At 44.8% G+C, this 23,326-nt stretch carries 20 protein-coding genes and 1 pseudogene; 7 read left to right on the forward strand and 14 right to left on the reverse strand.

The window, feature by feature from the left end:
* The first annotated feature begins 11 nt into the window (after positions 1-11).
* Positions 12-659 (forward strand): potassium channel family protein, encoded by a 648-nt coding sequence (locus tag M72_RS04715; protein ID WP_055067375.1) that lies wholly within the window; start codon positions 12-14, stop codon positions 657-659.
* A 3-nt stretch (positions 660-662) separates the two neighbouring features.
* Here the strand turns inward: M72_RS04715 and M72_RS04720 are convergent, their stop codons facing one another.
* Positions 663-1,274 (reverse strand): DUF4317 family protein, encoded by a 612-nt coding sequence (locus M72_RS04720; RefSeq protein WP_055067376.1) that lies wholly within the window; start codon positions 1,272-1,274, stop codon positions 663-665.
* Positions 1,275-1,495: 221 nt separating this feature from the next.
* Here M72_RS04720 and M72_RS04725 point away from each other — a divergent pair, with 221 nt between their 5' ends.
* On the forward strand, positions 1,496-3,067 hold the full coding sequence (locus M72_RS04725; RefSeq protein WP_055067377.1) for an AAA family ATPase: 1,572 nt from the start codon (positions 1,496-1,498) through the stop codon (positions 3,065-3,067).
* Positions 3,068-3,101: 34 nt separating this feature from the next.
* Here M72_RS04725 and M72_RS04730 read toward each other — a convergent pair whose 3' ends face one another.
* The 5 genes and pseudogenes from M72_RS04730 to M72_RS18045 all read right to left on the reverse strand — a co-directional run bounded on the left by M72_RS04730 (position 3,102) and on the right by M72_RS18045 (position 9,098).
* Positions 3,102-4,046, reverse strand: coding sequence for a carbohydrate kinase family protein (locus M72_RS04730; protein ID WP_055067378.1), 945 nt, complete (start codon positions 4,044-4,046; stop codon positions 3,102-3,104).
* 22 nt (positions 4,047-4,068) lie between these two features.
* Positions 4,069-5,535 carry a glycoside hydrolase family 32 protein gene (locus M72_RS04735; protein WP_055067379.1) on the reverse strand — a complete coding sequence of 489 codons (1,467 nt, stop codon included), beginning with the start codon at positions 5,533-5,535 and terminating at the stop codon, positions 4,069-4,071.
* Between the two features lie 14 nt (positions 5,536-5,549).
* The gene (locus M72_RS04740; RefSeq protein ID WP_055067380.1) at positions 5,550-7,229 is read right to left on the reverse strand and encodes a type 2 periplasmic-binding domain-containing protein; all 1,680 of its coding nucleotides are present in this window, start codon (positions 7,227-7,229) and stop codon (positions 5,550-5,552) included.
* Between the two features lie 21 nt (positions 7,230-7,250).
* Positions 7,251-8,147, reverse strand: coding sequence for a carbohydrate ABC transporter permease (locus tag M72_RS04745; RefSeq protein WP_022045551.1), 897 nt, complete (start codon positions 8,145-8,147; stop codon positions 7,251-7,253).
* Positions 8,148-8,159: 12 nt separating this feature from the next.
* Positions 8,160-9,098: pseudogene (locus tag M72_RS18045) on the reverse strand (ABC transporter permease).
* Between the two features lie 219 nt (positions 9,099-9,317).
* Between M72_RS18045 and M72_RS04755 the strand changes: the two are divergent.
* Positions 9,318-10,343 carry a LacI family DNA-binding transcriptional regulator gene (locus M72_RS04755; RefSeq protein ID WP_022045553.1) on the forward strand — a complete coding sequence of 342 codons (1,026 nt, stop codon included), beginning with the start codon at positions 9,318-9,320 and terminating at the stop codon, positions 10,341-10,343.
* A 12-nt stretch (positions 10,344-10,355) separates the two neighbouring features.
* On the opposite strand, the gene M72_RS04760 is transcribed toward M72_RS04755, so the two are convergent.
* Together M72_RS04760 and M72_RS04765 are read right to left on the reverse strand one after the other, a co-directional pair.
* Positions 10,356-11,726: an MATE family efflux transporter gene (locus tag M72_RS04760; protein WP_055067381.1), complete on the reverse strand. Its 1,371-nt coding sequence runs from the start codon at positions 11,724-11,726 to the stop codon at positions 10,356-10,358.
* A 209-nt stretch (positions 11,727-11,935) separates the two neighbouring features.
* The gene (locus M72_RS04765; RefSeq protein WP_022045555.1) at positions 11,936-12,358 is read right to left on the reverse strand and encodes an Hsp20/alpha crystallin family protein; all 423 of its coding nucleotides are present in this window, start codon (positions 12,356-12,358) and stop codon (positions 11,936-11,938) included.
* A 355-nt stretch (positions 12,359-12,713) separates the two neighbouring features.
* Here M72_RS04765 and M72_RS04770 point away from each other — a divergent pair, with 355 nt between their 5' ends.
* Positions 12,714-13,214: an Hpt domain-containing protein gene (locus M72_RS04770; RefSeq protein WP_261291792.1), complete on the forward strand. Its 501-nt coding sequence runs from the start codon at positions 12,714-12,716 to the stop codon at positions 13,212-13,214.
* 13 nt (positions 13,215-13,227) lie between these two features.
* Positions 13,228-13,452 carry a hypothetical protein gene (locus M72_RS04775; RefSeq protein ID WP_055067383.1) on the forward strand — a complete coding sequence of 75 codons (225 nt, stop codon included), beginning with the start codon at positions 13,228-13,230 and terminating at the stop codon, positions 13,450-13,452.
* 70 nt (positions 13,453-13,522) lie between these two features.
* Here the strand turns inward: M72_RS04775 and M72_RS04780 are convergent, their stop codons facing one another.
* The 5 genes from M72_RS04780 to M72_RS04800 are packed head-to-tail and all read right to left on the reverse strand — an operon-like array spanning position 13,523 to position 20,255.
* Positions 13,523-14,356 carry a hypothetical protein gene (locus M72_RS04780; protein WP_055067384.1) on the reverse strand — a complete coding sequence of 278 codons (834 nt, stop codon included), beginning with the start codon at positions 14,354-14,356 and terminating at the stop codon, positions 13,523-13,525.
* Entirely contained in the window at positions 14,353-16,293 is a 1,941-nt protein-coding gene (locus tag M72_RS04785; RefSeq protein ID WP_055067385.1) for a biotin/lipoyl-binding protein, read from the reverse strand. Before M72_RS04785 ends, M72_RS04780 begins: the two co-directional genes overlap by 4 nt.
* A gap of 41 nt (positions 16,294-16,334) precedes the next feature.
* Positions 16,335-17,174 carry a carbohydrate ABC transporter permease gene (locus M72_RS04790; RefSeq protein WP_055067386.1) on the reverse strand — a complete coding sequence of 280 codons (840 nt, stop codon included), beginning with the start codon at positions 17,172-17,174 and terminating at the stop codon, positions 16,335-16,337.
* Positions 17,171-18,022: a carbohydrate ABC transporter permease gene (locus M72_RS04795; RefSeq protein ID WP_055067387.1), complete on the reverse strand. Its 852-nt coding sequence runs from the start codon at positions 18,020-18,022 to the stop codon at positions 17,171-17,173. The genes M72_RS04790 and M72_RS04795 overlap by 4 nt, the downstream gene beginning before the upstream one ends.
* Positions 18,009-20,255: an ABC transporter substrate-binding protein gene (locus tag M72_RS04800; RefSeq protein WP_055067388.1), complete on the reverse strand. Its 2,247-nt coding sequence runs from the start codon at positions 20,253-20,255 to the stop codon at positions 18,009-18,011. Before M72_RS04800 ends, M72_RS04795 begins: the two co-directional genes overlap by 14 nt.
* Positions 20,256-20,425: 170 nt before the next feature.
* Here M72_RS04800 and M72_RS04805 point away from each other — a divergent pair, with 170 nt between their 5' ends.
* On the forward strand, positions 20,426-21,094 hold the full coding sequence (locus tag M72_RS04805; protein ID WP_055067389.1) for a response regulator transcription factor: 669 nt from the start codon (positions 20,426-20,428) through the stop codon (positions 21,092-21,094).
* Positions 21,095-21,110: 16 nt separating this feature from the next.
* Entirely contained in the window at positions 21,111-22,418 is a 1,308-nt protein-coding gene (locus tag M72_RS04810; protein ID WP_055067390.1) for a sensor histidine kinase, read from the forward strand.
* A 12-nt stretch (positions 22,419-22,430) separates the two neighbouring features.
* Here the strand turns inward: M72_RS04810 and M72_RS04815 are convergent, their stop codons facing one another.
* On the reverse strand, positions 22,431-23,303 hold the full coding sequence (locus M72_RS04815) for a DegV family protein (protein WP_022045558.1): 873 nt from the start codon (positions 23,301-23,303) through the stop codon (positions 22,431-22,433).
* Between the last annotated feature and the right edge of the window lie 23 nt (positions 23,304-23,326).

Genomic DNA, 23,326 nt, shown 5'->3' on the forward strand with positions numbered 1-23,326 from the left:
TTGAAAATACCATGAAAAATATATTATTAATTGGATTAGGAAGATTTGGAAGACATGTTGCCATACAGCTGAACAATCTTGGTCACGAAGTGATGGCAGTCGACAACAACGAAGAACGTGTCAATGAGGTTCTTCCGTTTGTCACCAATGCTCAGATCGGTGACAGTACCAATGCCGATTTTTTAAAATCCCTTGGCATTGGTAATTTTGATGTGTGTATGGTAACGATAGGTGGAAATTTCCAGAATTCCCTTGAAACTACTTCCCTGCTCAAGGAACTCGGTGCAAAAACGGTTGTATCGCGTGCAGAACGGGATGTACAGAAAAAATTTCTTCTGCGAAACGGTGCAGACGAAGTTGTTTATCCGGAAAAACAGATTGCAGAGTGGGCTGCTATCCGGTATACTGCCGATCACATACGCGATTATATTCAGGTGGATGAGGCACATGCAATTTTTGAAGTGGAAGTTCCAGAAAACTGGATTTCCAAAACAATCGGTCAACTGGATATCCGGAAAAAATTCGGAATCAATATTGTTGCCATCCGGGAAGACAGCAAAATTAATATGGCAATTTCTCCAAATACCGTATTCCAGTCTGGTACCACATTGCTTGTTCTCGGTGAATATAAAGAACTTCAAAAATGTTTCCGTATGTAGTTTCTATTTCCATAACAGATTCCACAGGTTCTGATAAGCAGCTGTTTCATACAGATTTATATAATTACATGCCGTACTTCTCTGCCGGAATGCCGGATATAAAAATCCTGCTTCTGGCAGCCCCGGCTCATATTCTCCCTCAAGCGGTCCCACGGCACACAGAAGATAATTGTATACTTCCTCGGAACCTTCCTGCCATTCCTTATCGGTTCCTTTCACTGGAACATCATACATTCCATGAAACAAAAAACAATAACTTTCTTTTCCCGGTGCAACACGTTCCCCGATCATTTCATAAAGCAGATCCAAAAACGCATCGTTCTGCAGCCCGGACTCTTTGATTCCATCCAGAAGCTGCCAGATACTTCCCGGTTTTCTTGCGGTTTCCGGAATCCGGTAATCCTTCAGCTGTTTGTTGGTCTCTGCCTGTAAAACTGCCTTCGCCAGTTCCAGATTTTTCGTTTTTTCTGCTGTGGAAAGTTTTAAAAAATGCGTGTTGAATGTACCATCTATATATCCTTCTGCATCATAATATGCACCGGCGATCCGGTCAATGTGTGACCGCGCCGGAGTCATGCGCCGTGTCAGTTCGAGCATGTCTTCCCGATTAATCATGATTTCCTTCTCCGTTCTTCATTTAAGAAAATTATACTGGTATTTTCCAGATTTTCCAAGAGAATATCAGATTATAATTTACATAATCCTGTTATTTTTGTATATTTAATCGCATAATAGTATGTAAGTGTGCTGTTTCTGCGGAAATAGTTGAGTCTGCAGGCATTCCTGTGATATGATACATTTACACGGGCAAACGTGTAATTAGAGGAGGGTACTGCATGGGAAATTATTTAAACCAGGATGGAAAAAAATTTTACGAAATTACACATTCTGATATCTACGTGGATAAGACAGAATTATTGACCTATACAAATTCTGTCTTACAGACTCTGCAGAAATATATATGTATCAGCCGTCCCCGCCGTTTTGGGAAATCAATAACCGCCAGCATGATTGCTGCCTACTACAGCCGTGGCTGTGATGCAAAAGAACTCTTTTCCCCATATAAAATTGCCCGGAATCTGGATTTTGACACCTATCGTAATAAATACAACACCCTGTTTTTAAATATGCAGGAATTTTTAAGCCGGACGAAAAACATCTATGAACTGCTTGATCGCATGAAACGGCTGGTACTGCGGGATTTAAAACGGGAATACCCGAATGTTGATTATTTTGATGATACAGATCTTATTGAATCCATGCAGGATGTATATCAGGAAACTAACTGTCCTTTTGTCGTAATCATTGATGAATGGGACTGTATTTTCCGGGAATACAAACAGGATAAAGAAGCCCAGGAAATCTATCTGGATTTTTTGAGGGATATGCTAAAAGATAAGTCCTGTATTGCACTCGCTTATATGACAGGAATTCTTCCGATCAAAAAATACGGAACCCATTCCGCTTTAAATATGTTTGATGAATTTTCCATGATAAATCCGGGACCTCTTGCATCCTATGTCGGCTTTACCGAACTGGAAGTCGCTGCCCTTTGTACAGATTATCATATGGATCTGGATGAAATAAAAGCATGGTATAATGGATACTCTTTTGAAAAAATACCATCCATCTATAATCCGAGGTCTGTTGTAAGCTGCATGCGTTTTGGGAAAATTGGAAATTACTGGAACCAGACAGAAACATTTGAAGCCCTGCAGATTTATATCGATATGAATTTTGAAGGATTAAAAGATGATGTTCTCAGTATGATAGCCGGGGAATCCGTTCCTGTCAATACCGGAAGTTTTACCAATGATATGACAACCTTTCGCACCGAAGATGATGTGTTGACTCTTTTAATCCATCTGGGCTATCTTAGCTATGACTACGAAAACAAAACCGTAAAAATACCAAACAATGAAGTGCGTGAAGAATACGTTAACAGTGTTTCCGTATCCGACTGGGGCGAAATCTCTAAAGCCCTGAAAAATTCAGCAGACACCCTGCAGGCAATCTGGCAGGGAAGGCCAGAACAGGTAGCACTTGGGATTCAGCAGGCGCATTTTGAGACATCACATATCCAGTATAATGATGAAAATGCGTTAAGTTATACGGTTTCACTGGCACTCTATGCCGCACGCAATTTCTATACGATACACAGGGAATTTGCCGGCGGTAAGGGATTTGCGGATATGGTATTTCTTCCACGGAAGAAGTTTCCGGATAAACCAGCACTTGTTATCGAATTAAAATGGGATCATAGTGCACAGGGCGCAATCACGCAGATTAAACAAAAACAATATTGTGAAAGCCTGAAAGAGTATCATGGAAACCTTTTACTGGTCGGAATCAATTACGATACCAAAAGCAGGATTCATACATGTAAGATAGAACCATTTTCTTTGTAAGAAACGGGAGGGCACTGCCCTCCCATCCCATTTCTTATAGCATTTTTTCAATTTCTTCTTTCTCCGGCATCACGCGGAGCGCGCCTTTGCGCGTCGTGATCAGAGAAGCCGCCGCATTGGCAAAACGAAGCATCTCTTTCAAATTTTTCTCTTCAAGCCCCTCCAGTCCATGCTCCAGCACATAATGCAGAACACACGCACAGAACGTATCTCCCGCACCGGTCGTCTCAATCGTATTTGGCTGAAGAAACGGCTTTGCCTCCACAATTCTGTCTTTATAATACGCCCGGCTTCCCTCTTTTCCCATGGAAACCAGTATGAGCGGAACCGGATAGCGTTCCCGTATCCAGCGGACTCCATCCGTATAATCTTCTTTCCCCGTCAGCCACTGGATTTCATTATCCGATATTTTTAAAATATCACACTGTCCCAGACCATATAACACCTGTTCCCTGGCATCTTCCATGGAGTCCCAGAGCGGTTTGCGGATATTCGGATCAAAGGAAATGAGTGCACCTGCTTCTTTTGCGACCGCGATCGCTTTTTTCGTTGCTGCGCGGACACCCGGATGCGTCATGGACAACGTTCCAAAATGAAAGATTTTTGCTCCACGGATTATTTCCTCCGGCAGTTCTTCTTCCGTCAGCATCATGTCCGCACCAGGATTACGGTAAAAGGAAAAATCCCGGTCTCCATCCGGATACGTATGTACCAGTGCCAGCGTCGTGTGCACCTTGTCATCCTTTAAAAGTCCGGCTGCATCAATACCGACTTCCGTGATCGCATCTTCCAGCTGCTTTCCGAAAAAATCGTTTCCTACTTTTCCGATAAAAGCCGTCTTATGTCCCAGGCGCGACAGCATTGCCAGCACATTGCACGGTGCGCCTCCCGGATTTGCCTCAAACAGCGGATTGCCCTGCCCGCTGACTCCGTTTTCGGTAAAATCAATGAGCAGTTCCCCCAAAGCCACTACGTCCATGTTCTCTTCCTCCTGTTACTTTTTATAATATAATATCATACTTTTCGACCGTAATATACATCTTTTTATCGCTGAAAAACCGGATTCCCTCTGCCTCCAAAGGGGTACAAACCGCCGTTGTTGCCACCTGCTGCCCGTCATTGATAAAAAGCTCAATGGACTGACGGTCCAGAATAAACCGCATTTTTTTAAGTCCTTTTGGATCTGCAATTTTAATTTTGCGCACGCAGACCACATCTTTTGTCACACCACAGTATGTGCGGTCAATCTCCAATATTCCTGTTCCCTTATGATAAGTAAAACTTGTCTCGTATTCCTCATCTGCGGCAAGCTGTATGGAAAAAACGTTAAAATCCTGTTCATCCATTGTAACAGTCAGATCCATCGTCCGTCCGCAAATGCCGGAAAGTGCTGTCTCACCATCAATCTCTGCATGCTCATAATGGCACGGATTCTTATGATACTGCGCAATCTCCCGAACCGGCTGCTGCCAGATCTGTCCGTCTTTTACTTCCAGTTCCCGCGGAAGAGTCATCATGCCCTGCCAGTCCTGCGTATCCGGCACCACACAGGCATCCCATGACTTCATCCATGCAATCATCACACGCCGCCCATCCGGGAGAAGTGTGGTCTGAGGTGCATAAAAGTCCAGTCCGTAGTCAATCGTATGCGGTTCTTCTTTTTCAAATATATGCGAATTTTTATCGTAATTTCCAAGAAAATAAACAGAATTATTTCCATTGTGGAATTCGTATTTTTCCGCTTTCATATTCTGTGGGGAACAGATCAGTACATGTTTATCTCCCAGTGGGAAAAAGTCCGGACATTCCCACATCGTTCCGACTTTTCCGGTACTGTTTGCCGCAAGAACGGTCTCAAATTTCCATTCTTTTAAATCTTTGCTGGAACAGAGCACGACCTGTCCGATCTGCCTGTTATCCTTGCTTCCGACAATCAGATAATAGGTGTCCTCTTCCTTCCAGATTTTCGGGTCACGGAAATCAATCCGGCTACAGTTTTCCGGCAGCATCTCCCCGGTCACAACCGGGTTGTTTTCATACTTTACATAATCCCTGCCATCCCCGAATGCGATGCACTGGTTCTGTCGTTCCTCTTCCCTGCCGTCCGGCAGTGTAATCTTTGTGACACCGGTATAGACCAGCACATGTTTGTTATCCGCTTCAATAGCACTTCCGGAAAAACATCCGTTCCGGTCATAGTCCTGATCCGGTGCAAGTGCTGCCGGAAGCTGTTCCCAGCTTATCATATCCGTTGTCACACTGTGCCCCCAGTGCATCGGTCCCCACTCCCTTGCATATGGATAATACTGGTAGAACAGATGGATTTTTCCATCGTAAACGGAAAAACCGTTCGGATCATTGATCCATCCGGCAGGTGCCGAGATATGAAACAACGGTCTGGTATTTTTATCGGTCTGTGCTGCTTTTTCTGCCTCATATGCTCTCGCTTTTTTTAACATCTCACTCATACAAATTCTCCTGTTTATTTTTCTTCTTTCAATGACTCCTGATACTGATCGAAATATTTCTGTTTGATTGCCAGATAATCGGAAAGCCCGTATTTCTCCATTTTCTTTAAATAGGAATCCCACTCTTTGTCGATTCCGCCATTTAAAATCCAGTCTGCTTTTTTCTGCTCCGCATATTTTTTAATATCGGTATCATACTGGGATACTTTATTGGTATCGTCAATACTCATAAACACATTCGGATATACATACTTGCTTTTCATATCCTTCAGATATGTTTCATGCATATTGTCCAGACGCCATTTAGCATCCGCCGGCTGTGTGACATACACATCATAATACTCATTGAGAACTGCAAGCGGACCGTTGACAGACTGCGCCTCACGTACCTCTACCGGTGACTGGTCGCCCAGATCCAGATGCTTCAACATTTCACCGCCATCTTTATTTGTGGACAGTTCAAAAATATTAAACGAATCCTTTTCCCCATAACTTCCCCAGTTATTCTGCGGGGACTGAAGCGGCGCATACATCTGATCAATCCAAGCTGCCGCCAGTGCCGTGTTCCGACAGCTGGATGTAAGCACACAGCGGCCTCTGTCAAAACCACTTGTTTCACTGTTATTCTGTCTTGTGATATTTCTGGCTCCCTCCGGACCGGTCAGTGCCGGAAGCATCACATAATCGGTATTATTGTCAATATTTGCAATATCCCAGGTAAAGCAGAGACCGTAACGGTGATTTTTACCTTTTGCCACATAGGTTGACCACTCCTGCGTAAATGCCTCCGGATCTACAAGATCCTCTGTTACCAGCTTATGCAGCCATTCGATGCCTTCTTTGTAACCTTCCTGCACGGTCGTATAAATCACGGTTCCGTCATCTTTTACGGCAAAATGATCGCCCGTATCTCCATATCCTTCGCCAAATCCGTTGATGAGAATCGCCGGATCCTGATCGCCATTGTTGATGATAAATGACATCGGAATCACATCTCCCTCGATATCAAACTGTTTTTTCAGATCATCCGCATGATCCCGGAACGCAATCAGCACCTGTTCCAGTTCATCGGTTGTCGTTGGAATATCCAGTCCCAGATAATCCAGCCACTTTTTATTGATATAAGGAATATCCCCGATTGCCTGAATGGCTTCTTTCCCTGCGCCAAGCTGCTCAATCCACGGAAATGAATAAATATGTCCGTCCGGTGCGGTACACATCGTCCGGTATTCCGGATATTTCTCAAAGACCGCCTGAAGGTTTGGCATATATTTGTCAATCAGATTTTCCAGCGGAATAATAATTCCCTGCTTTGCATAACGAAGCAGATCATAATCGCTCATTCCTGCATTAAACAAACCATCCGGAAGGTTTCCAAACTGTGCCAGTGCCAGATTCTTTTTATCGGAAAACTGGTCTGCCACAAAACAGGTCCAGTCAATATGTACATTCGTCTGTTTTTCGAGTCTCTTAAAAATAATCCGCTCGTTCGGATTCTGCGTAGAGGTTGCCGGAGCACTTGTGATAAATGATAATTCTGCCTGTTCTTTCAGTGGAAACTGTACTTCTGAAACCGGTATATCCGGATTGATCTCTGCCTCCAGATGCTGCTCTTTTCCGCATCCTGCCACACCGGTCATCATAGCAAATGCCAGTCCGAGTGCCAGACATTTTTTAATTTTTCTCTTCCACATATCTGTACCTGTCCTTTCTGCTTAACCTTTTACCGATCCAACCATAACACCTTTGTCAAAGTATTTCTGGAAAAATGGATACATAATAAGCAATGGTAAACTTGATACTACAATTGTTGCGTATTTTAACTGTTCGGCAACTTTTGCCATCTCCGCGGTACTCTGAATGTCCGCGATCATGCCCGGCTGCGGTGTATTCTGTACCAGAATGGAACGCAGAACCAGCTGCAGTGGCTGTAAGTTTGCATCATTTAAGTAAATCATCGCATCAAAATAACTGTTCCACATACCGACAAAAGACCACAGTGCCAGCACCGCGATAATCGGTTTGCACACCGGCATCATAATCTGGAAGAAATGCTGGATCTCATTTGCCCCGTCAATTGCGGATGCCTCCCGCAGTTCTTTTGGAATGGACTGATAGTACGTTCTTGCCAGAATCATATTCCAGACATTAAATGCTCCCGGAATGAGAATTGCCCACACGGTATTTACCATATGAAGCTGATTGATCAAAATAAACGTCGGGATCATTCCACCGCCGAAAAACATGGTAATCAGAAAAATCACGTTAAAAAATTTTCTTCCGACAAATTCTTTTTTCGACATCGGATACGCTGCTAACAATGTGACAAATACGGAAATTGCCGCAAATGCCAGTGAATACAAAAACGAATTTAAAAATCCGCGCCAGATCATTCCGTTTTCCAGCACACGCCGGTATGCATCCAGTGTCCAGTCTTTGATGTGAAAACTCAGTCCCTGATTATTCAATACCGTCGGGTCCATAAAAGATGCTAAAACAACATAGACCAGCGGAACAACAATTGAAAGAACAAACAGTCCAAGAATGGCATAACCGATTCCAAGCACCAGCCGGTCTGTCCGTGAATATTTCATTTTACTAACTGTTTCCATTTCACGTTCCTCCTATAATCCTTCTCCATCGTTTAATTTTTTTACCACCCAGTTCACAAATATAAGCAGGATCACATTGATCACCGAATTAAACAGTCCCACTGCCGTAGAATAACCGTAATCGCCATTCAAAAGACCAATCCGGTATACATAGGTTGATAAAATTTCAGAAGCCGGTAAGTTCATATCTGTCTGCAGGGCATATGCCTTTTCAAAGCCGATGCTCATAATGTTTCCGGCCTGTAAAATAAACTGGATCACGATAATATCCTTGATTGCCGGAAGTTCCACATACCAGATCTGCTGCAAAAGATTTGCACCGTCCACAATGGCTGCCTCTTCCAGTTCCTTGCTTGCATTGGATAATGCTGCAGTATACATGATGGATGCCCAGCCTGCTCCCTGCCAGATTCCGCTTGCAATATAAATGGTACGGAATGCGGACGGCATGGTCATCCAGTTTGTATTCATCCCCAACAGGCGGTTTAACGGTCCTACCGGAGATAAAAACATACGCACCATACCACAGAGCACGATGACGGAAATAAAATTCGGTGCATAGATCAGCAGCTAGATTTTTTTCTTAATCCCCGCCTTGCGGATACGGTTCAGTAAAAGTGCCAGAATAATTGGTATCGGAAAACTCCAGAGAAGTCCAAAGATACTCAGCTTTAATGTGTTCAGCAGGTAGTTCATAAAATCCGGTGATGATAAAAATCTCCGGAAATATTCCAGCCCCACCCACGGGCTTCCCAAAACTCCTTTAATGACATTGTAATCCTCAAATGCAATCAGAAGTCCTCCCATCGGAAGATACTTGAATATGATTGTGAGTAACAGTGCCGGCATCAGGAAAAAAACATACAGCTGCCAGTTTTTCTTTATATAAGACAGCTTACTCCCCATGGTTTGTTTTTTCGCAGAGCCGACTTGTTTTGCCAGTTTTTTCATGCGATTGCTCCTCCCTTTTCATCGTATTACTCGTTCTGCTTTGGTGTAACCGGTAAAGTAACCGGTTACTTTATATTCTGATAGTACTACAAAGTTTCCGATATGTCAACACTTTTATTTATTAAAGTAACCGATTACGTAACTAGTTATTTTTTCATTGCTATTTTTCTTTCCGGTTGTTATACTATGGATAAAACAGATAAAGGAGACAGCTTTCAGATGGGAAAGAAACAGGTAACATTTGCAGATATTGCAGCATATACGAATTTTTCAAAGACAACCATTTCCAGATATTTTAATCATCCGGACTCCCTGACGCTTGAAAATCAGGAGAAAATTTCACAGGCTCTTGATACTCTGGGTTACAAAAAGAATAAGCTTGCAAAGGTTCTTGCCAATGGAAAGAGTGAATTTATCGGAATCATTATTCCGAACCTTTATCTGCACTATTATTCGGAAATGCTTACACAGATTCTTTCCAGCTACCGCGATTTTCATTATAAATTTCTCGTATTCGTCAGCGACAACGGACCGTCCGAGGAGGAACAGTACATTGATGAACTGATGGCATACCAGATTGAGGGCCTGATCGTGTTAAGTCACACTCTTTCTTCCGAAAAACTGGCTTCTTACCAGATCCCTGTCATTGCCATTGAGCGCGAAGCTGAACATATCTGTGGCGTAACCAGCGACAATTATATGGGTGCGCTCCAGGCGGCAACGCTTCTGATCCGAGACAAATGCGATGTACTGATTCACGTTAATGCGGATGTTCCAAAGTCCATCCCTGCCTATGACCGTATCCGTGCCTTTGAAGATACCTGTCAGGAATATCACGTTCCTTATGAACTGAATTTAAATGTAATAGGGGATTCTTATCAGGACATTTTTGCACAAATGAAGCACATTTTCTCTGATATTGATGAGAAGTATCCATGCAAAAAAAAGGGGATTTTCCTCGCCAATGATACCTATGCAAATATGTTTTTAAACCTGATTTTCCAAAAATACGGATGCTTTCCTGACAGTTATGAACTGGTCGGATTTGACAATTCCCCGATTGCAAGCGAGGCAATTCTGCCTATCACAACGGTCGGACAGCAGATCGACCTGATCGCCAAAACCGCAATAGAACTTCTGGTACAGCAGATGGAAGAACGCAAAAAAAGAAGACCGGTTCCTCTTTCGGAACCGATCCATAAACAGATTACACCGGTACTGATCCGCAGGGATACGACCAGCTGATTTTTTATAAATTTATGATTTTTCTTTCTGCTCCATCCCCGTATGCGTCAGATCCTTCACCCACTTATATTTCCGAAAATGATAGAGCGTCCACGGAATTTTTCCAACCTCATCAATACAGGTACACGCGTATACGACAATCACCGGCCAGTGGAACCGGTAAGTTCCAAGCGCAGCAAGTGGAATCGCGATTCCCCACATTGTTACGGCAAGGCTGTACACATCAAACATTGTATCACCGCCGGAACCAAACACGCCATTGATGGTAATTTCGTTGACGGAGCGGCCAATCATATAGACGCAGAGCACAACAAACATTCCCTTTAAATATACGGCTGCCTGCGGTGTCAGTTTGACAAAATGCAAAATAAACGGTGCCGAAATTCCCATGAGAACCATCATGGCAACTCCGCACACAAAGGAAATCTTCATCATCCGCGTACCATATAATTTCCCCCGTTTTAGGTTGCCGGCACCAAGCTCATTTCCGACCATAATCCCCGCCGCACCGGAAATTCCGGCACTCAGGCAGCAGATGATATCACGGACAACCGCCGCCACAGAATTGGCAGCGGCCGCGTCTACTCCCAGATGTCCCATAAAAGAAGAATACGAAGTAAATCCGACTCCCCAGAACAGGGACGCACCGAGAATCGGCATTGCGCATTTCCGGAAATCCCGTGCCAGTTCCCGGTTTCTTTGAAACAGACGGGTCAGATACGGACGGATGTAGCCCGGACGGCTGGAAATCAGGATACAACAGGCCAGTTCTATCATCCTTGCGCTTAATGTCGCTGTTGCTGCACCCCGGACACCCATCGGGGTAATACCCAGTTTTCCGTAGATCAAAATGGCATTCAGTGCAATATTGATCCCTACCGTAGCAGAACTGATCAGTGCCGTTGTCAATGCGTGCTCACTGATTTTCATAACCACCAGATAGCATTGGGAAATTCCTGTAAGCAGATAAGAAAATCCGGCAATCCGCAGATACTGCACGCCATAACCGATCAATACCGGTTCATCCGTAAAAAACAGCATCAGATACTGTGGGAAACAGATACAGGCAATGAAAAATGCAATCGACACCAGACCACAAAGCCGCAGTGCCATACAGAAAATATCATCCACCGTTTTGATATTGCCCCTGCCCCAGTACTGTGCCCCGAGAATCGCCAATCCTCCGGTTGCAGCAGAAAGAAGCATATTCTGGATAAACTGAATCTGCGTGGCAAGTGAAACTGCCGACATGTAATTCTGGTCCATCCCTCCGAGCATAAACGCATCTGCCACGGCAACCAGTGCCAGCATCAGGTTCTGCAGCATCATCGGAAGCATAAGACTCCAGAGTTTTTTATAAAAAATCGTATCGTTTGTAAACATAAAATTCTCTCTTTTTCCTGTGTCATTTCATCTCAATCCATTTATTATATTGCCTTTTTCATCATTAAGCAACATCAATCATTGCCACTTGCCTCTATACCTGCATATAAAGTTTTGTTTCTTCGGAAAAAAAGAATTGTGACGCGAAAAAAGCCGCTGCAGGAAAAATACCTGCAACGGCTCAAAAATCAGGGGATATTTATAAAGGATTACGCAATAGTAATATATTTCTTTTCTTCTGTCTTTGTCTTATCTTCCTTTGGAACAAACAGGGTAAGAATACCGTTCTGGAAACTTGCCCGGATATCTTCCTGACGGAGATACTCGCCCACATAGAATGATCTCTGGCAGCTTCCGGTATAACGCTCGCGGCGCAGATACTTACCTTCCACGGTCTCTTCTGCACTCTTGGCTGCACTGATCGTCAGATAGCCTTTGTGCAATGCTGCCTGCACTTCTTCTTTCTTATAACCAGGCAGTTCCATCTGCAGCTCATATCCGTCTGCCAGTTCTCTGATATCTGTCTTCATCAGATTCTGTGTGTTTTGCGATGCCTGCTGCTTCGGGGCTTTCTTGTTATATTCACTATCGTCATACCATGGGTTAAAAAATGTATCAAATAAATCGTACATAAGTCATTTCCTCCTGTAAACGTTTTGTTCTTTGTTTATGTCCCTATTATAGCACGTTATTAGCACTCGTCAAGTATGAGTGCTAATAAAATTTCTAAAAATTTTATTAAGTCCCGGTTTCTAAGGATTTCCGGATTTTTTCCACATCTGTTTTTCGCAGATCCCCATGAATATTGGATTCAAATGTTACATACTCATAATCTTTCTGATATTTCTTTAGCTGTTTTACCAGCTTATCCGCCTGTTTTTCATATGCCTGCAGATCTATTTTTTCATATTCTGAAACCCCTGATTCCGCTTCGAAAACGGTCTGCCCTACTGCGGATCGGAGGAAGCATTAAAACAGATCATACAGATTTTTTACAACACCATCGACAGCAAATCCAAAAAGATTGAACAATGTCTAAAGGAACAATTAATAAAGGATTATACGATTGAAGTCCACGCATTAAAAAGTTCCGCATTGCTGATCGGTGCCCCCGGTCTGTCCGAAGCTGCAAAGGAACTGGAAATGTATGGAAATGCACAAAATCTTGCTGCACTTGAAGAAAAAACAGGACCGATGCTTGCCATGTACCGAAGTCTTAAGTCCCTCCTGCGTCCTTATGTGGAAGATAACGAAAGCAGCAAAAAGGAAGTTTCTTCTGATGACTGGATTACCGTTCTTGAGCAGATGCATCAGTGTGTAGAACAGTTTGACATGGATGGCGTGGATCATGCCATGGAAACCATGGATACGTTTCAGACACCTGATAAGCTCAAAGACCTGATGGAACAGCTGCGGGTCTGCGTTGCAGATGTGGAAATGGAAGAAATTATGAAATTAACTGATACAATGGTCAATTTATTACAATAGAAGGAGAGACATTATGCACGAAATAAAAAGCCCATTTCTCATCCTGATGGAGGAACAAAGTTATCTCGCACAATCATTAGAAAGTGCTTTTGAAAAACAAAATGTCAAAGTAAAAATTGTAACGATAGCAGAAGCCAGCAGCATTGTCATCTCGGAAAAACCAAGTGGTTACCTGATCTGCACAAGCCCGGAGCTTTTAAAGAAGGCTGTCAGCGTAAAAGTAATGGTTATTTATTAAAGAGCATGAATCCTCAGAAACTGCACGCGGCAATTGATGACTTTTTTGCATCACGGGGCAAATAAACCGGTTACGATACCCATCGCTTTTTGCGGTGGGTATATTGATATCCCACAAAAATGCTCCCTGCCAGACAGACAAACATCCCACACCGGTCTGCTTTATATCTCCTGCACTGTGTCTCGTAATAATATTCAATTCCCGTTTTGCGCATTTTTGCAATCTGGCGCAACTGTTGTTTTCTCGTCTGAACATTTTCTTTCCACCCGGAAAAATCTGACCACCTGCCTGGAACCAGTTCTGACAGTGTCTGCCAGCTGCGTAAATAATCCATACGCAGCACATGTCCTGTCAGACCATATTGCAACAGAAAATTTTGTGCTTCCTCCATTTTATCACTTGCCAGCGTCAGACGGCAAAACACTTTCTTTTTCTGATCTTTCCCCTGCAGATACACACCGTTTCCCGGCTGCTGCACAACACCGCGGATGGTACGCGTCTGATGATCCACACAGATCTGCAGTCCGGTTACACTGGTACTACCAAACAATTTCCACGCTGTATTTTTTCCAATCAGACATCCTTTCCCGTCATCTGCCGGCAGCACCGCAGATGCCGGCAATATCCATTCGGAGGAACCATACAGCCACACCACGTTTGTCTGCACACTTTTTCCGAGATCCGGATCCGTCACTGTCTGGTCAGCAGTTTCCCCCCATGCCGTAAATACTGCGCTTTCTGCGATGTTCTGTGCGTCCTCCGCAGAAATCGGTTTCTCCAGATAAAGAACCGGATTCTGCCACACAGCATCTGCACACTTTTCTGCACGCGCCGCTCCCATGGCAAAAAGAACCGCTGTAAACAGACATCCTCCCACCAGAAACAACGCAATCAGACGCCTCATGATTCCTGCAGGCGAACGTTTTCTCCTGCCGAAAGGATCGCATCGGAATCCACAATCACAGCATCTCCCGATGACAGATCGCCATCTTTCATTGCCGCATATTCTCCATTTTTCTCAGCAATTGTCACATTTGTTTTCTTTGCCACATACGCTCCTCCAAGCACCGTATCCGCTTTTTCCATCGTGTATACAAAATATTTGTCTTTTTCGCTGTGTATGGCGGTGATTGGCAGCGTGACAGAATATTCTTCCGAAGTTTTACACAACTCCATACTTGCATTTGCCCCCAGGGAAATTGTTTTTTTCGGCACATACACCGTAACTTTTACAGTATGGTCTTCTTCCGTTTCCGTAGAAAGAACCGTCATGTCCTCCCATGTCCGATCCCCTGCTTTTAATGCAACCGTATCACCGGAGTCCACATATACGGCATCTTCCCTGCTGACCTGTGTGGTAAAACGCAGTCCACCGGAAGTATCTGCCAGCAGAAAGGCCGCCGTGTCCGTTGTTTTTTCTCCCACTGTAAGCTGTACACTGCTTACAACACCGCTCATCTGTGCCTTTACTTTTCCTCTGGACGCTTTCACTTTCTGCAATGTTGCAAGCTGCTGTTGTTTTTGCGTAATTGTGACCGCATTGATTTCTGCACTATTGTCTTTTGCTTCTATTTCCGCAGCATCCGCAAGTGCACGTTTTGCTTCCTTATCCTGCTGTTTCTGCTGTTTTTGTGCAGTCTTTACCGCTTTTTTCGCATTCTCTGCCGCAGAAGTGTCCTGTGGTTCTTCGTCTTCCCCCTGTACAAATGCCTGCAAGGTGCATTTGGATTCCTTCCATTTCTGTTCCGCCTCGCTGACAAGCTTTTCATATTTGCTCACAACATTTTCATAGTCCTCCTGCGCACGGGCAAGCGTCTGTCTGCGGTCTGCTTCCTGACGGGATGCTTCGTTTTTCTTTGCCTGCTGCCGGAGTTTTTCGGTTGCAAGCTCATCTTTTAAATCCTGCACCGTGTTGTACTGATTTTCCCACTGATCAGAACAGGAATTCCACTGTGCCGTCAGCGCAGAAATCTGGCTTTCCAGTGATGCAATCCCTGTTTTTAAATTCTGCTTCTGTGCTTCGTCTTTCTCCTGCGCAAATGCTTTTTCTAATTGTGCTTTCTGCGCATTCAGACGATCCATGGATTTTTGTATCCCGTCTTTTTGCTTTGTGAGAGCATCCAGCTTTTTTTGCGCAGCATCCAGTTTACGCTGTTTCTGGTTGATCTCTATCTGTGTGATGGTATTGGAATAATCAGTTTCCGGAGTTTTTGCAGCATCCTCTATGGCGCGTTTCGCCTGCTGCACTTCGGTTTTCTGCTGTTCCAGGGCATCATCATACGTCTTTTTTGCCTCTTTGACCGCTGTCTGTAATTCTTCCAGCTTTTTTTCATATGCCTGCGCCTGCTCCCTGCGCAATCTGGTTTTCGTATCTTTTACATCTTTCTTTGCGTCCCTGACGGCATCCGCATTGTTTCTGACCGTATCCCTGTAATCCTCTTTGGCACGGATAACCGCCTGGTTCCGGTCACTGTTTTTCTTTGCCTCGGCAGAGAGCAGCGCGTCATTTTGCAGCTGCAGTATTTCAATGTCATCAGAAAACGTCCGGATTTTATCTTTCAGGCTGTCCATGTCAAGCACTGCAAGCGTCTGTCCCTTTTTTACGTTTTGTCCTTTACGTACATTCACTTTTGCCACCAGAATATCCGCCGGGGCATACACTGCCTGATCCAGCAGTTTTTCCACTGTACCGTCCCCGGTCACTTTATGCTCAATCTTACGCGCCTGTGGCTGCTCAATGCGCACCTGCGCAACGGTAAAAGATGCTGCCGAACGGGAAATCACTGTAAACAAAAGCATGATTCCCAGCAACACGATAAATATTTTTGTGGGTTTTCCCATGTATTTCCTCCTTTGCATTTTCTATTTCATAATCACCCATTCTATTCTTTTACTGCCGCTGCTGTAATGCCTAGTTCCAGGTACTGCTGCCCCATGCCAAATACGCAAAGCGCCGGAAGCAGTGCCACCAGAGAACAACACAGTGCAAACCCCGTCTGTCCCTCTTTGATCTCCGGCAGATACAGCGAAAGCGGCCACAGTTTTTTAGTCTGCAGAAACACCAGCGGCTGCTCCATCATACTGAAACACTCCAGGAACTGCAGCACCAGTGCCGAGAAAATTCCGGAGGAGCCAAGTGGCACCCCTATCGCCCAAAAAATCTTCCATTCCCCGGCACCGTCGATCCTTGCTGCTTCCAGCAGTTCTTCCGGTATTCCGCAGAAAAAGCGGTACATAAGAAATACCGAAAAGGTAGAAAACACCCCCGGCACAATGACTGCCCATGTCGTATCCATCAGATGCAACCGATTGAGCACCAGATATTGCGAGAGCATTGTCACCTGAAACGGTAACATCATAAGCAGAATATATAAGAAGTATAAAAAACGTTTCCCGGGAATCGGATAACGTGCCAGCCCCCATGCCGATGGCAGGCCAAATACCAGCTGTCCGGCAAGTATTCCTACCGTAATCTTCATCGTATTCCAGAACATCTGAAAAAATTCTGGAGAATCGAAACAAAGCTCCACCAGATTTCGCAGCGTCGGATACAATGGAAACAGTCTCCAGCGCGCATATCCCTTTGTACTCTCCAGAACCGGTGCAAGATATTCCGCCAGTTCCCCGCTTCCCATCAGACTTCCGCAAACAAGAAAGACAAGCGGTGCCGCGGTAAGGGCTCCAAATAAAACAAGAATCGTAATGACTATCGCTTTTTTCATTCATTTGTCTCCCACAATTTCTGAAGCAGCAGGACAAATACTGTAATGACCAGTGCAAGAAGTACGCTTCCCGCCGCCATTTTATCCACAGACAGATCCGTAAACCAGTTATTGAACAGGTGCTGCAGGAGATACATATCTTCCTGCGGATAATTTCCTGCCACAAGATAGGCCTCCCGGAACACCTTAAAAGAGTTCAGAAACGAAAGAACCACAATGGTAAAAATCAGCGGTCGGATCAGGGGCAGCGTAATCTTAAAAAACTGCGTCATTCTTCCTGCACCATCCATCTCTGCCGCCTCATACAGATCCGGGGATATCGAGCAAAGTCCTGCAAGCCAGAGAACCATTGTATAACCCAGATTTTTCCAGATATAGCTGAACACCAGCACAAAAAACGCTGCACCAGTGTTCATCCAGTCAACCGCATGGATTCCGCACAAATGCAGGATACCGTTGACAAAACCATGTTTGTCAAACATCAGTTTCCAGAGCAGCACAAGCGATGCCGCCGGAATTGCCATAGGCACCAGATATGCAGCTTTGAGCAGACGCAGCTTTTGATGAAATGCCATCTGCCATGCATGCAACAGAAAGGCAAGCACTAAGGAAATCCCCAGCAATAGTGGCAGACATACCAGAAGAAACCGCAGCGCATTTTTTACGGCAAGCAAAAATGCACGGTTATGTAACACAATGCGGTAATTTTCGAGTCCGCAGAATCTGCCACTGACCGCCTGCACAAAGGAGCGGCGGATCACATCCATAAACGGCAGGAGAGAAAAAACCGCCACTCCACAGAAACCGGGAAGTAAAAATGACAATCCCGTCCACTTACTCCGCCTCATACAGCTGCACTTTCTTCCTGATGGCAGAAAGCGTATCTTCCAGTGACTGCGTTCCCTGTAAATACTTCTTTCCTTCACTTAGCACCAGATCCCACACCACACGGTCATTCCACGATGGTGCATCAAGCCTTTCCAGCATTTTAGTCAGTTTCTCCTGCTGTTTTTCAGAAATTTTCTTTACCTCATAGCTGATGTCATAACTTCCATCCGATGCGCTGCTTCCCATCTTGCTTTCCTGACTGTTTTTACACTCGACATCAAAAGCCGTGCGATTGATGGAAAAGCCTTCTGTTATCTGTTTTTGTCCTTTTGCAGAAATGGCCATCTTAATAAATGCCTGTGCGTTTTTGTTATCTGCACTTTTTTGTGCCAGACCAAGACTTAAAAATGGGACAAATGCCTTATGCTCCTTTGTATCAAACAAGGTAAATGTGCCTTTGTAGCGGCTCTCGATTCCATAAAGCTGCTGCACATCATTAACACTTGTCAGCGATCCGACCGCAATCTGTCCCCCTCCTGTGAGCCGAAACAGTGCCGCAGCTGTGCTCATTCCGATCAAACTCCCCTCTGCGAAACTGTTTGCGATTTCATCGGTAATCCGATCTTTCTCTGTATATCCATCCGCATCATACAATGTTTTTGCGGTTTCCAGAAACTGCTTGAGTTTCTCCTGATCCACACCTGTTTTTGTTTTCCACGAGGCACTGTCCGCACGATAAAGAATTCCAAGTGTCGTCAGCGGTCCCCAGTTGCCAAACACTTTTTCCTGTCCGGAATGAAGCGTTTTTGCATATTTCTCCAGATCTTTTAAATTTATGCCGGAATCTGTTACCTCCTGATCTCCCTCCACAATGGTACAGTAAAAGCGTACCGGAATCTGATAAATCTTTCCATTGCCTGCATAAGCATCCGTAATATTTGTAAAAAGCCCTTCCTTTTTATCTGCAGCTTTTACATAGCTGCTAAGATCTGCAAGCACTCCTTTTTCTTTATAACTTTCGGTTGGGAGTCCATCAAGCACCAGCACATCCGGTCCTTTCCCCGCCAGCATTTCTGTATTTAATGATTTGACAGCATCTTCTGCTGTCACCCCATCTTCTCCGGAAATGCCAATTGTTTTTTTAACTACCACATCCGGATACGCTTTCTGATATGCCGTAATCACCTGCTGCAGCGCATTGGTATCTTCCAGTGCATATACGGTAATCTGATTTTCCGGTACTGCCGAAACCTCTGCATCATATGTATAACGATAACAATGCCGTGTTTCCTGCGAATCGACCGCAAAAACCATATAGTTTTTATCATCATATTTATACAATGCCTGAAAATCAATGCTCCTGTCCCCAAGACTGGTAAGCTCACCGTTCATCAGCTGTTCCGTCGTACTTCCACCAATTTTATGATAAAACAGTCCCTCATGATTGACATAATACAATTCATCCTCAGAATCTCCCATTGTCATTGCAATACTGCTGCTATTTATATTGTGTGATTCACTGACTTTGTTCATTGCCTCCTGCAGCACGTTATCGTTTTGCATATTCTCGGCAAGCGTTCCACTTTCTGCATCCACAAACTGGATTCCTTTGTCTGTGACAAGTCCAAATGTCTTTCCGGCCGCAAGCAGACGAGTCACATCTTCTGAAATGTTCTGTAAAATTTCGCGCATCTCCCCGGTCTTTGGATTTACTTCATAAACCACCCAGTTTAAGTCCGTCACAAACAATTTATTCCCTGCAAAGACTGCTGATGTAATAAAATTTTCCGTATCATTGCCGCTGCCCTTATATTCCGGAAGCGGTAGATTGACTTTCGTTATTTTTCCATCTGCGGCCACCCGCTGCATTCCGGACTTTTTGTTATAACCAAACACCACTGCAGATCCGTCTTCCCCATTTACAGCCGATACATAATTGTCCAGTTGACCAAGCTTCGTCTGTGACCAGGTCTTTCCCTGATCGTTGGAATGTGCCAGAAAAAGTTTCTTATCTCCATCCCCGCCAATCAGCGTCAATTCTTCTCCCTTGCTTTTTCCTACGGCATTCACAATCCGTATGTTCTCCGGCAAAGTGATTTCACTTTCCACAAAACGGCCTTTGCCACTCTGCGTAGATGCAAAACCTTCTGTATTTTTCTGACTGTCTTCCCCGTTCAGACCACAACCGGCCAGCAATCCGGCTGCCGTAACACATGCCATCAGCAACAGGGAAATTTTTTTTCTGATTTTCATCTCTTTGTTTCTCCTTCCCACGACTCTTTCTTTGCTTTTGTGTTAAGTGTAGCAGAGCTTTCTTTAAATTTTCTTTAAGGGAATCTTTAATTTTCCGGTACATTTAAAGATTTCTTTAAGATAAATCTGCTATACTAAGGACAATTCAAGAATAACAACGGGGAAATCAAATGAAAATTCTGCTGATAGAAGATGATAAAAATTTATGTGAAATGCTGTGCTTTCAATTGGAAAAAGAACACCACACAGTAGAGATCTGCATGGATGGACGCGACGGGCTGGATCTGGTTTTGCAGGATGCTTATGACCTGATTCTTCTGGATCGCATGCTGCCCACCATGAACGGACTTCTTGTTCTGCAAAAAGCCCGAAGCAAAGGCATTTCCACTCCTGTCATTATGATCACAGCCCTTGGAGAGCTGTATGACCGTGTGGAAGGACTCGACTGCGGTGCAGACGATTACCTTGTAAAACCGTTTGCGTATGAAGAACTTTCTGCGCGCATCCGCTCCATCGGCAGACGCAATCATGTATACGATGACAACAACCGGTTTTCTTATGCAGATATTACATACGACAGCCGGCTGCGGGAACTGACCGGGCCTAAAGGAGGGATACAGCTTTCCGGGCGGGAAGGACGTCTTCTGGAGATTTTTTTGCAGAACCCCTCGATGATCCTGCAACGCCTGGTGCTTCTTTCCCGCGTATGGGGTGCGGATGCCCCGGTAGAAGAAAGCAATCTCGATACCTACATCCATTTTGTGCGCAAACGCTTACAACAAGTGGGAAGCCACGCAACCATAGAGACGGTGCGGGGAATTGGATACCGTATCAAATAACACATGGGAGGAAAAGATGTTTCAAAAATTACACCGGCAACTGACTTTTTTCTGCACGGTTATCACAGGGGCAATTCTTCTGGCACTCAGCGTGGTGTGTCTGCTTTTTGCGCGAAAGGCAATTGTTCAGACGGGATATACCGCCTTTCAGAAAGAACTGGTTTCTGTGATTGCCAGTCTGCAGAGCCAGGATTATATCTCCCATCAGTGGTTAAAGCAAATGCAGGAACAGCATCATTTCACCATTTACCTGTACGATAATCAGGAGTCGCTCTACTATGACCGTCTGCAGGACAGCCACTGGGAGGATCTGCGCAACGCTGTGCTGAAAAAAAGCGGTACAGATATCTTTATCGGTAAAGACGGACAAACGATTGCGCATAAAGAACTGACCTATCGTTCTTCTGCAAAAGAAACTTACTATGCCTCTGTCGGATATTTGCTGCGCGGAAACGGACAGATCCGTTTTGTGATTCTCTACGACACTTCCCATCAGACAGGCCAGATTGCGCATATGACCATAGGAGTATTTGCAGCCGATCTGATAACCTTTCTTTTGCTGATTCTGTTCTCCTGGTTCTTTACCGGACGCATGGTACAGCCACTGGAAATTTCACAAAAAAAACAGCAGCAATTTGTTGCCGCTGCCTCTCATGAACTCCGTTCCCCCCTAACTGTAATGCTGTCCGGGCTGGAAACGGTAGAAAAATCGGAATCTTCCACGGAACGGCATCATTTTCTCTCTCTGATCCGGCAGGAAGGACTCCGCATGCAGCATCTGATTGCGGATATGCTGCTGCTTGCAAACGCTGATGCCCGCGGAATTTCCTTACAGATCAACGATGCCGCCCCTGATGATCTGCTGCTTTGTGTCTATGAAAAATATGAAAACCTGGCTGCTTCCAAGGGGATTTCCCTGCAGTTTTCCCTTGGGGATGCGGCTTACCGTGACTGCGCGCTGGATACGGAGCGCATCACACAGGTTCTGTCCATTCTTATGGACAATGCACTGTCTTATACCCCACAGGGGGGAAAAATCCTGCTGCTTTTGTCTCAGTCCGCGCACCACACCATCTTTGCCGTGGCAGACGACGGATCTTCCATTCCGGAGGAAGAAAAAGCGCATATTTTTGAACGCTTTTATCGCACGGACCATGCACATACTGACCACGATCACTTTGGTCTGGGCTTATGCACAGCACAGGAAATCGTTCGTGCACATCACGGAAAGATTCTGGTACACGATCCCCGTGACTGCTCTCCGCTGCCTGAAGGTTTTCCACGGGATCGGGGCGTTGTTTTTACTGTGGTACTGCACGGATAAATTTCTAAAATACTATTCTGCTTTGTTACAGCAGGCAATTCCCAGCCCGTCCGGTCCAATATGACAGGACAGCCCCAGCGACAGATTATCGCACATGACATCCATACCCGGAAAGCTTTCTTTGATCTGCCGTATCCACTCTTCCGTTACTTCTGCGGTAGAACTTGATGCAGCCATAAGATATAGTTTTCCTGCTTCATAAGCCTCCTTAAAATTCGTCTCAAATTCTTTTTTCATTGCGTCTATCATTGCTTTTCTCGCATTTTTCATTCCACGGCACTTCTGATAGACATCTAACTTTCCCACACCAAATTTCATAACCGGCTTAATCTTCAGCACATCTGCTGCCACCGCAGCAACTGAACTGATCCGTCCACCCTTTTTCAGATATGTCAGCGTGCTGAGCCCTACATAAATGACCATATGCTGTCTGTTTTTTTCGAGAATGTCTTTAATTTTCTGTGCACGGTATCCCTTCTCTGCAAGCTCCACGGCATCGAGAACCGAACGGTGCATCGGCGTAGACACGCGTCCATTATCTACAACAAATACTCTTCCGGCATACGGCTCCTCCTGTGCCATTGCCTGTGCCGTCATGCAGGAACCGCTCAGACCGCTGCTGATCGGAATATAGACAAGTTCTTCATATTCCTGCAGCATGGCTGACCACATATGCATCACACTCTCCGGTGACGGCTGGGATGTTGCCACATCCGCACCTTTACGAAGCATTTCATAAAATTCCTCTCTGGAAATATCCACCCCTTCACGATATAATTTTTCATCAATATAAAAAGGCATTGGCAGTACGGCAATTCCCAGCTTAGATGCTTCATTTTCTAAGATGCCACTGTGGCTGTCTGTCATGATTCCTGTTTTTTTCATAGAATAATCCTGTCCTTTATCGT

Origin of the sequence: Roseburia faecis (assembly GCF_001406815.1) — a bacterium.
In the GTDB taxonomy this organism is placed as follows: Bacteria; Bacillota; Clostridia; order Lachnospirales; family Lachnospiraceae; genus Roseburia; species Roseburia faecis.

What these genes read in the sequence shown, in the direction of transcription:
- M72_RS04800 (WP_055067388.1), bottom strand. Translation starts at nt 20,255, where the DNA reads ATGAAAATCAGAAAAAAAATTTCCCTGTTGCTGATGGCATGTGTTACG.
- M72_RS04735 (WP_055067379.1), bottom strand. Translation starts at nt 5,535, where the DNA reads ATGAGTGAGATGTTAAAAAAAGCGAGAGCATATGAGGCAGAAAAAGCA.
- M72_RS04765 (WP_022045555.1), bottom strand. Translation starts at nt 12,358, where the DNA reads ATGTACGATTTATTTGATACATTTTTTAACCCATGGTATGACGATAGT.
- M72_RS04805 (WP_055067389.1), top strand. Translation starts at nt 20,426, where the DNA reads ATGAAAATTCTGCTGATAGAAGATGATAAAAATTTATGTGAAATGCTG.
- M72_RS04755 (WP_022045553.1), top strand. Translation starts at nt 9,318, where the DNA reads ATGGGAAAGAAACAGGTAACATTTGCAGATATTGCAGCATATACGAAT.
- M72_RS04720 (WP_055067376.1), bottom strand. Translation starts at nt 1,274, where the DNA reads ATGATTAATCGGGAAGACATGCTCGAACTGACACGGCGCATGACTCCG.
- M72_RS04760 (WP_055067381.1), bottom strand. Translation starts at nt 11,726, where the DNA reads ATGTTTACAAACGATACGATTTTTTATAAAAAACTCTGGAGTCTTATG.
- M72_RS04775 (WP_055067383.1), top strand. Translation starts at nt 13,228, where the DNA reads ATGCACGAAATAAAAAGCCCATTTCTCATCCTGATGGAGGAACAAAGT.
- M72_RS04740 (WP_055067380.1), bottom strand. Translation starts at nt 7,229, where the DNA reads ATGTGGAAGAGAAAAATTAAAAAATGTCTGGCACTCGGACTGGCATTT.
- M72_RS04730 (WP_055067378.1), bottom strand. Translation starts at nt 4,046, where the DNA reads ATGGACGTAGTGGCTTTGGGGGAACTGCTCATTGATTTTACCGAAAAC.
- M72_RS04790 (WP_055067386.1), bottom strand. Translation starts at nt 17,174, where the DNA reads ATGAAAAAAGCGATAGTCATTACGATTCTTGTTTTATTTGGAGCCCTT.
- M72_RS04785 (WP_055067385.1), bottom strand. Translation starts at nt 16,293, where the DNA reads ATGGGAAAACCCACAAAAATATTTATCGTGTTGCTGGGAATCATGCTT.
- M72_RS04780 (WP_055067384.1), bottom strand. Translation starts at nt 14,356, where the DNA reads ATGAGGCGTCTGATTGCGTTGTTTCTGGTGGGAGGATGTCTGTTTACA.
- M72_RS04815 (WP_022045558.1), bottom strand. Translation starts at nt 23,303, where the DNA reads ATGAAAAAAACAGGAATCATGACAGACAGCCACAGTGGCATCTTAGAA.
- M72_RS04795 (WP_055067387.1), bottom strand. Translation starts at nt 18,022, where the DNA reads ATGAGGCGGAGTAAGTGGACGGGATTGTCATTTTTACTTCCCGGTTTC.
- M72_RS04810 (WP_055067390.1), top strand. Translation starts at nt 21,111, where the DNA reads ATGTTTCAAAAATTACACCGGCAACTGACTTTTTTCTGCACGGTTATC.
- M72_RS04725 (WP_055067377.1), top strand. Translation starts at nt 1,496, where the DNA reads ATGGGAAATTATTTAAACCAGGATGGAAAAAAATTTTACGAAATTACA.
- M72_RS04745 (WP_022045551.1), bottom strand. Translation starts at nt 8,147, where the DNA reads ATGGAAACAGTTAGTAAAATGAAATATTCACGGACAGACCGGCTGGTG.
- M72_RS04715 (WP_055067375.1), top strand. Translation starts at nt 12, where the DNA reads ATGAAAAATATATTATTAATTGGATTAGGAAGATTTGGAAGACATGTT.